General features: G+C 68.9%; 9 protein-coding genes, 1 tRNA gene and 1 pseudogene. 10 read left to right on the forward strand and 1 reads right to left on the reverse strand.

Features of this window, described 5'->3' with window-relative positions:
- Window positions 1-29: 29 nt before the first annotated feature.
- From IG05_RS0134690 to IG05_RS0134725, 8 genes are all read left to right on the forward strand, one after another.
- Window positions 30-518, forward strand: a complete 489-nt coding sequence (locus tag IG05_RS0134690; RefSeq protein ID WP_030348052.1) for a hotdog fold thioesterase — start codon at window positions 30-32, stop codon at window positions 516-518.
- A gap of 54 nt (window positions 519-572) precedes the next feature.
- Complete coding sequence (locus IG05_RS0134695) at window positions 573-1,079, forward strand: hypothetical protein (RefSeq protein WP_158839076.1); 507 nt, start codon at window positions 573-575, stop codon at window positions 1,077-1,079.
- Window positions 1,076-1,711, forward strand: a complete 636-nt coding sequence (locus tag IG05_RS0134700; protein ID WP_030348054.1) for a hypothetical protein — start codon at window positions 1,076-1,078, stop codon at window positions 1,709-1,711. The genes IG05_RS0134695 and IG05_RS0134700 overlap by 4 nt, the downstream gene beginning before the upstream one ends.
- A gap of 291 nt (window positions 1,712-2,002) precedes the next feature.
- Window positions 2,003-3,235, forward strand: a complete 1,233-nt coding sequence (locus tag IG05_RS0134705) for a branched-chain amino acid ABC transporter substrate-binding protein (RefSeq protein WP_030348055.1) — start codon at window positions 2,003-2,005, stop codon at window positions 3,233-3,235.
- Window positions 3,236-3,346: 111 nt separating this feature from the next.
- Entirely contained in the window at window positions 3,347-4,276 is a 930-nt protein-coding gene (locus tag IG05_RS0134710) for a branched-chain amino acid ABC transporter permease (RefSeq protein WP_030348056.1), read from the forward strand.
- 5 nt (window positions 4,277-4,281) lie between these two features.
- The gene (locus tag IG05_RS0134715; protein WP_030348057.1) at window positions 4,282-6,108 is read left to right on the forward strand and encodes a branched-chain amino acid ABC transporter permease; all 1,827 of its coding nucleotides are present in this window, start codon (window positions 4,282-4,284) and stop codon (window positions 6,106-6,108) included.
- Window positions 6,109-6,113: 5 nt separating this feature from the next.
- Complete coding sequence (locus IG05_RS0134720; RefSeq protein WP_030348058.1) at window positions 6,114-7,025, forward strand: ABC transporter ATP-binding protein; 912 nt, start codon at window positions 6,114-6,116, stop codon at window positions 7,023-7,025.
- Entirely contained in the window at window positions 7,022-7,738 is a 717-nt protein-coding gene (locus IG05_RS0134725; protein ID WP_030348059.1) for an ABC transporter ATP-binding protein, read from the forward strand. The genes IG05_RS0134720 and IG05_RS0134725 overlap by 4 nt, the downstream gene beginning before the upstream one ends.
- 85 nt (window positions 7,739-7,823) lie before the next feature.
- On the opposite strand, the gene IG05_RS0134730 is transcribed toward IG05_RS0134725, so the two are convergent.
- A complete protein-coding gene (locus tag IG05_RS0134730) occupies window positions 7,824-8,483 on the reverse strand; it encodes an ANTAR domain-containing response regulator (RefSeq protein ID WP_030348060.1) in 660 nt (219 codons plus the stop codon).
- Between the two features lie 99 nt (window positions 8,484-8,582).
- Between IG05_RS0134730 and IG05_RS0134735 the strand changes: the two genes are divergently transcribed.
- Window positions 8,583-8,666 (forward strand) — tRNA-Leu (locus IG05_RS0134735).
- An 87-nt stretch (window positions 8,667-8,753) separates the two neighbouring features.
- A pseudogene (locus IG05_RS45965) lies at window positions 8,754-8,994 on the forward strand (helix-turn-helix domain-containing protein); the annotation flags it as partial.
- Between the last annotated feature and the right edge of the window lie 92 nt (window positions 8,995-9,086).

A 9,086-nucleotide genomic window follows, 5' to 3' on the forward strand; every position in this document is an offset into this window, starting at 1 on the left:
GTCACTGGACGACGAACGGAGCCGGGCCCATGGGTGAGCAGCAGCGAGTGAAGTTCCCGCAGGAGGTCATCGACGAGTACGCGGCGCTCGGTGTGGACCTGCCCGCCCTGTTCTCCGCCGGCCATCTGGGCACGCGCATGGGGGTGCAGATCCTGGAGGCCTCGGCGGACAAGGTCGTCGGGACCATGCCGGTGGAGGGCAACACCCAGCCGTACGGCCTGCTGCACGGCGGCGCCTCCGCGGTGCTCGCCGAGACCCTGGGCTCGGTCGGCTCGATGCTGCACGGCGGCGCCTCGAAGATCGCGGTCGGGGTGGACCTGAACTGCACGCACCACCGCGGGGTCCGCTCGGGCCTGGTGACGGGCGTGGCCACGCCGGTGCACCGGGGCCGGTCGACGGCGACGTACGAGATCGTGATCAGCGACGAGGCGGACCGCCGGGTGTGCACCGCCCGGCTGACCTGCCTGCTGCGGGACGTGCGGCCGGGCGACGGGTCCACGGAGCCCGCCGGAAGCTGAGCCAGGCTCCGCCGGAGCGTTGCCTCTCGCCCTCCCTCCCCTTAGCTTCGGCACATGGGACGGCGAGGAGGCCCCCGGCCGGGGGTGAGGTTCCTGGTGCTCGGGCTGGCGGTGCCGGCGGTGCTGTGCGCGACCGGCTGCGCCGGACCGAGCGGCTCCCCCGCGTCCCCGCACTCCTCGGCCGCCCCCACGCCCGCCCCCGGTTCCGCGACCGCCCCCACGCCCGCCCCCGGTTCCGCGACCGCCTCCACGCCCGCTCCGGGTTCCGCGGCCGCCAGCTCCCCGGGCCCCGGCCGGCCCGTCTCCGACGCCGAGTTGTGCGCGCGGATCATCACCTACTGGTCGCGCGAGGTCCTCGACGGTGGCTCCTACGGCGACTACCAGTCGATGGGCCTGTCCCACGGCCAGTACGAGATCCTGCGCGACGTCGTGGACGCGGCACGCTCACTGAGGCACCGTCAAGGCGCGCTGGAAGCCGACAAGTTGATTGCCCGTCAGGCACGCGCGGCGTGTACCGGGCGATACCGGCACGGGACCCCGAGCGGGGGCCCGTGGACATGAGCGGCATCGGACCTCCGGAGCCCGGCGAGGGCACGCGCGCACGGGACGACCGGCACCCGGAGGCCGCCTCTCCGGCCGGCCGCGGGCGCCCCTCCCCGGCCGCCTGGTACGCCCGCCACCGGCGGATCGTCATCGCCCTGGCCGCCGCGGCCGTCCTCCTGGGAGGCGGCGGATACCTGTACGCCTCACGGCCGCAGCAGCCGCCCCCGCACCCGCCCCGCGGACCCGCACAGGCGCCGTACCCCGCCCAAGTCGTCGACGTGACCTACCTCGACGCCCGGACCCCTCCCCCGGGCGCCCCGCCGCGCAGCTTCGGCTTCGCCGTCCTGGTGAGCGTGGCGTCGGGTCCGCCGGTCACCGTGACCCGGGTGGGCCAGCCGTACGCGGGGCTCGCCCTGACCACGGAGCCACCCGCACCGCTGCGAATCCGGGCACATACGGCCCGCAAGATCACAATAACCATGCATGTGACGGAATGCGAAAAAGCCCCCACGGACGCCGGGCTCCCTTTCCTCGACGTAACTCTGCGTAATACGCGTGCAATACAGACGCAGAGCTTCATCCCGGGGCCCCGCTACGCACAGGACCTCTCCCACGCCCTGGAAGTAGCCTGCAGCAACAGAACCCGGTAATCACCAAAACAGCTGAGACACCTGGAATGATCACGGCGAGTCCTGCGGGTTCTCAGAATGTGGACGGCGCGAATCCACCTGAATTCCACCTTCCACCCCACCCAGTACCGCTGTGCATTACGTCGTGTCATAACAAGAGCGTCACAGCCTGGGTCAGACACTCCTCCACGTTCCCCACACACGCTTAGAGTCACGGCCAGTCACCGCGCCTTCGGATTGTCCAAAATCAGCGCGGCGCGCGACTCGGCCGCTTCCACGGGGAGGCGGTTGTGCCTGGGGAAAGGACTGATCGTGCGTCAACGTTCGCTTATCGCCATCACCGCCGCGCTGGCGGCGGGAGCGCTCACCCTCACCGCCTGCGGCTCGCGCGACAGCGGCGACAAGGGCTCCGACTCGGGCAACGGCGGCACCACCGTCGTCATCGGCGTGGACGCCCCCCTGACCGGCGACCTGTCCGCCATGGGCCTCGGCATCAAGAACTCGGCGGACCTCGCCACCAGGAACGCCAACAAGCAGAACCTGGTCAAGGGCATCACCTTCAAGATCGACGCCCGCGACGACCAGGCCCAGCCGTCCGCCGGCCAGCAGAACGCCTCCACGTTCGTCTCGGACAAGAGCGTCCTCGGCGTCGTCGGCCCGCTCAACTCCTCGGTCTCCGAGTCGATGCAGAAGGTCTTCGACGACGCCAAGCTGGTCCAGGTGTCCCCGGCCAACACCGGCCCGGCCCTGACCCAGGGCCCGGACTGGCAGAACAAGAAGGTCCGCCCCTACAAGGCGTACTTCCGCACCGCGACCACGGACGCCATCCAGGGCCCGTTCGCCGCCCAGTACGTCTACAACACCGCCAAGAAGCAGAAGGTCTTCGTCATCGACGACAAGAAGACCTACGGCTCCGGCCTCGCCGCCACCTTCACCACGGAGTTCAAGAAGCTCGGCGGCAAGGTCGTCGGCACCGAGCACATCAACCCCGACGCCAAGGACTTCTCCGCCATCGCCACCAAGGTGAAGAACTCCGGCGCCCAGGTCGTCTACTACGGCGGCGAGTACCCGCAGGCCGGCCCGCTCAGCAAGCAGATCAAGGCCGCCGGCGCCAAGATCCCGCTGGTCGGCGGCGACGGCATCAAGGACGACACCTTCATGAAGCTGGCGGGCTCCGAGGCCACCGGCGACCTGGCCACCTCCGTCGGCGCCCCGGTCGAGGACCTGCCCTCCGCCAAGCAGTACGTGGCCGACTACAAGGCCGCGGGCTACAAGGAGGAGTACTCCGCCTACGGCGGCTACTCCTACGACTCCGCCTGGGCGATCATCGAGGCCGTGAAGAAGGTCGTCGACGCCAACGGCGGCAAGCTCCCCTCCGACGCCCGCGCCAAGATCACCGAGGCGATGCAGAGCGTGTCCTTCGACGGCGTGACCGGCAAGGTCTCCTTCGACGAGTACGGCGACGCCACCAACAAGCAGCTGACCGTCTACGCCGTGAAGAACGGTGCCTGGGCCCCCGTCAAGTCCGGTACCTACACCGGCTGATCCACACCCGACCCACTCAAGAGCCGCGCGGGGCGCTGTTCCACTGGCGCCCCGCGCGGACTCGCATCCGGCCACATCCCTCGCACTTTCCGAACGCTCGGAGGACATGCGGTGAACGAACTGCCGCAGCAGCTGGTCAACGGCCTGCTACTAGGATCCATGTACGGGCTGGTCGCCATCGGCTACACAATGGTCTACGGCATCGTCCAGCTCATCAACTTCGCCCACGGCGAGATTTTCATGACGGGCGCGTTCGGCGCCCTCACGGTCTGGCTCTGGCTTCCCGGCGGCACCAGCATGTGGCTCGCGCTGCCGCTGATGATCGTCGGCGCCGTGATCGTCGCGGTCGCCATCGCCGTCGGGGCGGAACGGTTCGCCTACCGGCCCCTCCGCAACGCTCCCCGCCTCGCCCCCCTGATCACCGCCATCGGCCTCTCCCTGGCCCTGCAGCAGGCGGTATGGGCCTGGTACCCGGAGGCGAAGTCCGCGCGCACGTTCCCGCAGATCGAGGGCGGCCCGTTCGAGATCGGCAGCGTCACCATCCAGACCGGCGACGTCTTCCTCGTCGTCGCCGCCCCCATCAGCATGGCCGTCCTCGCCTACTTCGTGATGAAGACCCGCACCGGCCGCGGCATGCAGGCCACCGCACAGGACCCCGACACCGCCAAGCTGATGGGCGTCAACACCGACCGCATCATCGTGATCGCGTTCGCCCTCGGCGCCGCGTTCGCCGCCGTCGGAGCCGTCGCCTACGGCCTGAAGTACGGCGAGATCAACTTCCGCATGGGCTTCATCCTCGGTCTGAAGGCGTTCACCGCCGCCGTCCTCGGCGGCATCGGCAACATCTACGGAGCCATGATCGGCGGCATCGTCCTCGGCGTGGCCGAGACCCTCGCCACCGCCTACATCGCCGACATCCCCGGCATGGACAAGTTCGGCAGCCAGTCCTGGGCCGACGTCTGGGCCTTCGTACTCCTCATCCTCGTACTGCTGTTCAGGCCACAGGGCCTGCTCGGCGAGCGCGTCGCGGACAGGGCGTGAGACCGATGACCACACAGACCAGCGCACCCGACACCCCCGGCGCCCGCAAGGCCGACACCCCGACCGGCCTGCTGCCCCTGCCGGAGAACGCCGCCCGCGCCCTCGCCCTCGGCGGCAGCGTCCTGACCATCGTCTCCACCTTCCTCGCCTGGACCTGGACCTCCGAATTCCCCGGCGACCTCACCGTCTACGGCTACCCGGGCGGCCTGCAGGTCCTCGTCCTCATCGGCGCGGCCCTCGCCACCCTCTTCGCCCTCGCCTCCTACGGCCTGCGCGGCCTGGCCTGGCTGGTACCCGCCGGCCCCGCCCCCGCCCTGAAGTTCGCCACCCTGGCCACCTTCGCCACCGCCTGGTACACGGTCATCGCGATCAGCACCGACCTCGGCGGAGTCGTCAACCTCGAACCCGGCGGCTACCTCGTCGCCGTCAGCAGCCTCGCCGCCCTCGCCGGCGCCCTCGCCCTGCCCTTCCGGCGGCCCGAGCCCGACCCGATCGACCCCGACGACACCGGCTGGGAGAAGTTCAAGCACGGCGCCGCACACAAGTGGGAGATCACCAAGGCCGCCTTCGCCGCCGGCTCCCCCCGGCCCGTCGCCACGCTCCCCTCGTACGCCGAGATCCTCCTCATCGTCGCGATGCTCGCCCTCGGCCTCGTCGTCTTCACCTACGGCATCGGCACCGAGTACGACGAACTGTTCATCGGCTTCCTCGTCACCGCCGGCTTCGGCTTCGCCGCCCTCAACAAGGCCGGCGTCATCGCCCACGCCTCCCAGATCGCCTCCCGGCACACGAACATCACCATCTGCGGCGCCTTCGTCGCGGCGGCACTCTTCCCCTTCACCCAGACCGACGACCAGTACGCGACCCTCGGCGTCTACATCCTCATCTTCGCCACCGTCGCCCTCGGCCTGAACATCGTCGTCGGCCTCGCCGGCCTCCTCGACCTCGGATACGTCGCCTTCCTCGGCGTCGGCGCCTACGCGGCCGCCCTGGTCTCCGGCTCCCCCAGCTCCCCCTTCCACGTCCACTTCCCGTTCTGGGCCGCCGTCCTGGTCGGCGCCGCCGCCTCCCTCGTCTTCGGCGTCCTCATCGGCGCCCCGACACTCCGGCTGCGCGGCGACTACCTCGCCATCGTCACCCTCGGCTTCGGTGAGATCTTCCGCATCACCGCCAACAACCTCGACGGCACCTCCGGACCCGACCTCACCAACGGCTCCAACGGCATCTCCTCCATCCCCAACCTCGACGTCCTCGGCTTCGACTTCGGCGCCCAGCACGACATGGGCGGCTTCAGCATCGGCCGGTTCGCCAACTACTTCTTCCTCATGCTGATCATCACCGCCATCGTGGTGCTGGTCTTCCGCCGCAGCGGCAACTCCCGCATCGGACGCGCCTGGGTCGCCATCCGCGAGGACGAGACCGCGGCCCTCGCCATGGGCATCAACGGCTTCCGCGTCAAACTCATCGCCTTCGCCGTCGGCGCCTCCCTCGCCGGCCTCGCCGGCACCGTCCAGGCCCACGTCACCTACACCGTGACCCCCGAGCAGTACCTGTTCGCCGGCCCCATCCCGCCCAACTCCGCCTTCCTCCTCGCCGCGGTCGTCCTCGGCGGCATGGGCACCATCAGCGGCCCGCTCATCGGCGCCGCCCTGCTCTTCCTCATCCCCAACAAGCTCCAGTTCCTCGGCAACTACCAGCTCTTCGCCTTCGGCCTCGCGCTCATCCTCCTCATGCGGTTCCGCCCCGAGGGCCTCATCCCCAACCGGCGCCGCCAGCTCGAGTTCCACGAAGACGCGGACGCACCCACCCTCCTGACGAAGGCGGGGGCCTGATCACCATGACCACCGACACCACCACCAAGGACACCACCCCCGGCGCCACCACGCCCGGCGAAACCGTCCTCGACGCCCGCGGCGTCACCATGCGCTTCGGCGGCCTCACCGCCGTACGCGGCGTCGACCTCACCGTCGGCGCCGGCGAGATCGTCGGCCTCATCGGCCCCAACGGCGCCGGCAAGACCACCTTCTTCAACTGCCTGACCGGCCTCTACGTCCCCACCGAAGGCGAAGTCCGCTACAAAGGCAACGTCCTGCCGCCCAAATCCTTCAAGGTCACCGCGGCCGGCATCGCACGCACCTTCCAGAACATCCGGCTCTTCGCCAACATGACCGTCCTGGAAAACGTCCTCGTCGGCCGGCACACCCGCACCAAAGAAGGATTCTGGTCCGCCATCCTGCGCGGCCCCGGCTTCCACAAAGCCGAAAAAGCCTCCAGAGACCGCGCCATGGAACTGCTGGCCTTCGTCGGCCTCGACCACAAGGCCGAACACCTCGCCCGCAACCTGCCCTACGGCGAACAGCGCAAACTGGAAATCGCCCGCGCCCTCGCCAGCGAACCCGGACTGCTGCTCCTCGACGAACCGACCGCCGGCATGAACCCCCAGGAGACCCGGACCACCGAGGAACTCGTCTTCGCCATCCGCGACATGGGCATCGCCGTCCTCGTCATCGAGCACGACATGCGCTTCATCTTCAACCTGTGCGACCGCGTCGCCGTACTCGTCCAGGGCGAAAAGCTCATCGAAGGCGACAGCGCGACCGTCCAGGGCGACGAACGGGTCGTCGCGGCCTACCTCGGCGAACCCTTCGAGAACGCACCCGGCGCCGAAGAGGCCGCCGAGGTGGAGGCCGCCGAGGCACACGCCGACACCACCACGGACGCCGCGCCCGGCAAGGAGAACGACCGATGACCACCATGCTGGAAGTCGAGGACCTGAAAGTCGCCTACGGCAAGATCGAAGCCGTCAAGGGCATCTCCTTCAAGGTCGAGGCCGGTCAGGTCGTCACCCTCATCGGCACCAACGGCGCCGGCAAGACCACCACCCTGCGCACCCTGTCCGGACTGCTCAAGCCGGTCGGCGGCCAGATCAAGTTCAACGGCAGGTCGCTGAAGAAGGTCCCCGCCCACCAAGTGGTCTCCCTGGGCCTCGCCCACTCCCCCGAGGGGCGGCACATCTTCCCGCGCATGAGCATCGAGGACAACCTGCGCCTCGGCGCGTTCCTGCGCAACGACAAGCCGGGCATCGAGAAGGACATCCAGCGCGCCTACGACCTCTTCCCCATCCTCGGGGAACGGCGCAAGCAGGCCGCGGGCACCCTCTCCGGCGGCGAGCAGCAGATGCTGGCCATGGGCAGGGCACTGATGTCCCAGCCGAAGCTGCTCATGCTGGACGAACCCTCGATGGGTCTGTCCCCGATCATGATGCAGAAGATCATGGCGACCATCGCCGAGCTGAAGGCACAGGGCACCACGATCCTGCTGGTCGAGCAGAACGCCCAGGCGGCGCTCTCCCTCGCCGACCAGGGTCATGTCATGGAGGTCGGCAACATCGTCCTGTCCGGCACGGGACAGGACCTGCTGCACGACGAGTCCGTCCGCAAGGCCTACCTCGGCGAGGACTGATCCGCCGCACGGATCCGTCCGTATACGACGACGAGGCCCGCACCCTCTTCTCCGGGGTGCGGGCCTCGTCGTACGCGGGGGCCGCTCAGCTCTTCTTGGCCGCCTTCTTCTCCTCGCTGTCCGCGACGACCGCCTCCGCGACTTGCTGCATCGACATGCGGCGGTCCATCGACGTCTTCTGGATCCAGCGGAAGGCGGCCGGCTCGGTCAGGCCGTACTCCGTCTGCAGGATGGACTTCGCACGGTCGACCAGCTTGCGGGTCTCCAGCCGCTGCGTGAGGTCGGCGACCTCCTGCTCCAGCTGCTTCAGCTCGGTGAACCGGGAGACGGCCATCTCGATCGCCGGGACGACGTCGCTCTTGCTGAACGGCTTGACCAGGTACGCCATGGCACCGGCGTCCCGGGCGCGCTCGACGAGGTCGCGCTGCGAGAAGGCGGTGAGCATCAGGACCGGCGCGATGGACTCCTCGGCGATCTTCTCGGCCGCGGAGATGCCGTCCAGCTTGGGCATCTTCACGTCCAGGATGACCAGGTCCGGCCGGTGCTCGCGGGCCAGCTCGACGGCGCGCTCACCGTCCCCGGCCTCGCCGACGACGGTGTACCCCTCCTCCTCCAGCATCTCCTTCAGGTCGAGCCGGATCAGGGCCTCGTCCTCGGCGATGACGACACGGGTCGTCAGCGGAGGTACGTGCGACTTGTCGTCGTCGGGCACGTCTACGGGCTGGGGCGACTCGGGGGCGGTCACTGAGGCTCCTCGGTACGGGGCAGGGGCTCTGCTTCCAGCAGGGTACCTAGCTGCAGGGACGCGCGGTGAACCGGTACACTTCCCACGGCTTTCCAGCTTGCCCGGTTGGAGGAACTGGTCAGACTCGCGGCACTCAAAATGCCGTGCCCTTTGGGCATGTGGGTTCGAATCCCACACCGGGCACACCACGGCCGAAAGCGGAGGATCACGTTCGCGTGATCCTCCGCTTTTTGCTGTATGTGACCGGCTTCGGTGACCCAGAGTGGTCGCATGAACTTCCATGGCACAGAGGTGCGACAAAAGGCGCTCACCCTGCTGCGCGGCGATGTGAGGAACGCCGACGTGGCCCGCAAGCTGAACGTACCCGTGGGCACGGTCGGCTACTGGAAGCATGAGGACCGGGCGGAAGCGAGGTGAGTGCCCAGGCCGCCACGACCCGCCCTGTCCGCGCTGCCACGGACGGAGGCTGGATGAGGCTGCGTACAGCTACCTGCTCGGCCTGTACCTAGGTGTATTGACCCGCAGTGTTGTTGACGCGGCTGATGGGCGGGTGTCCGCCGAGTGCGGTGTGGCAGCGGTGGTGGTTGTAGGTGTGGAGGAAGT

The organism is Streptomyces sp. NRRL S-1022 (genome assembly GCF_000720135.1).
Taxonomy (GTDB): Bacteria; Actinomycetota; Actinomycetes; order Streptomycetales; family Streptomycetaceae; genus Streptomyces.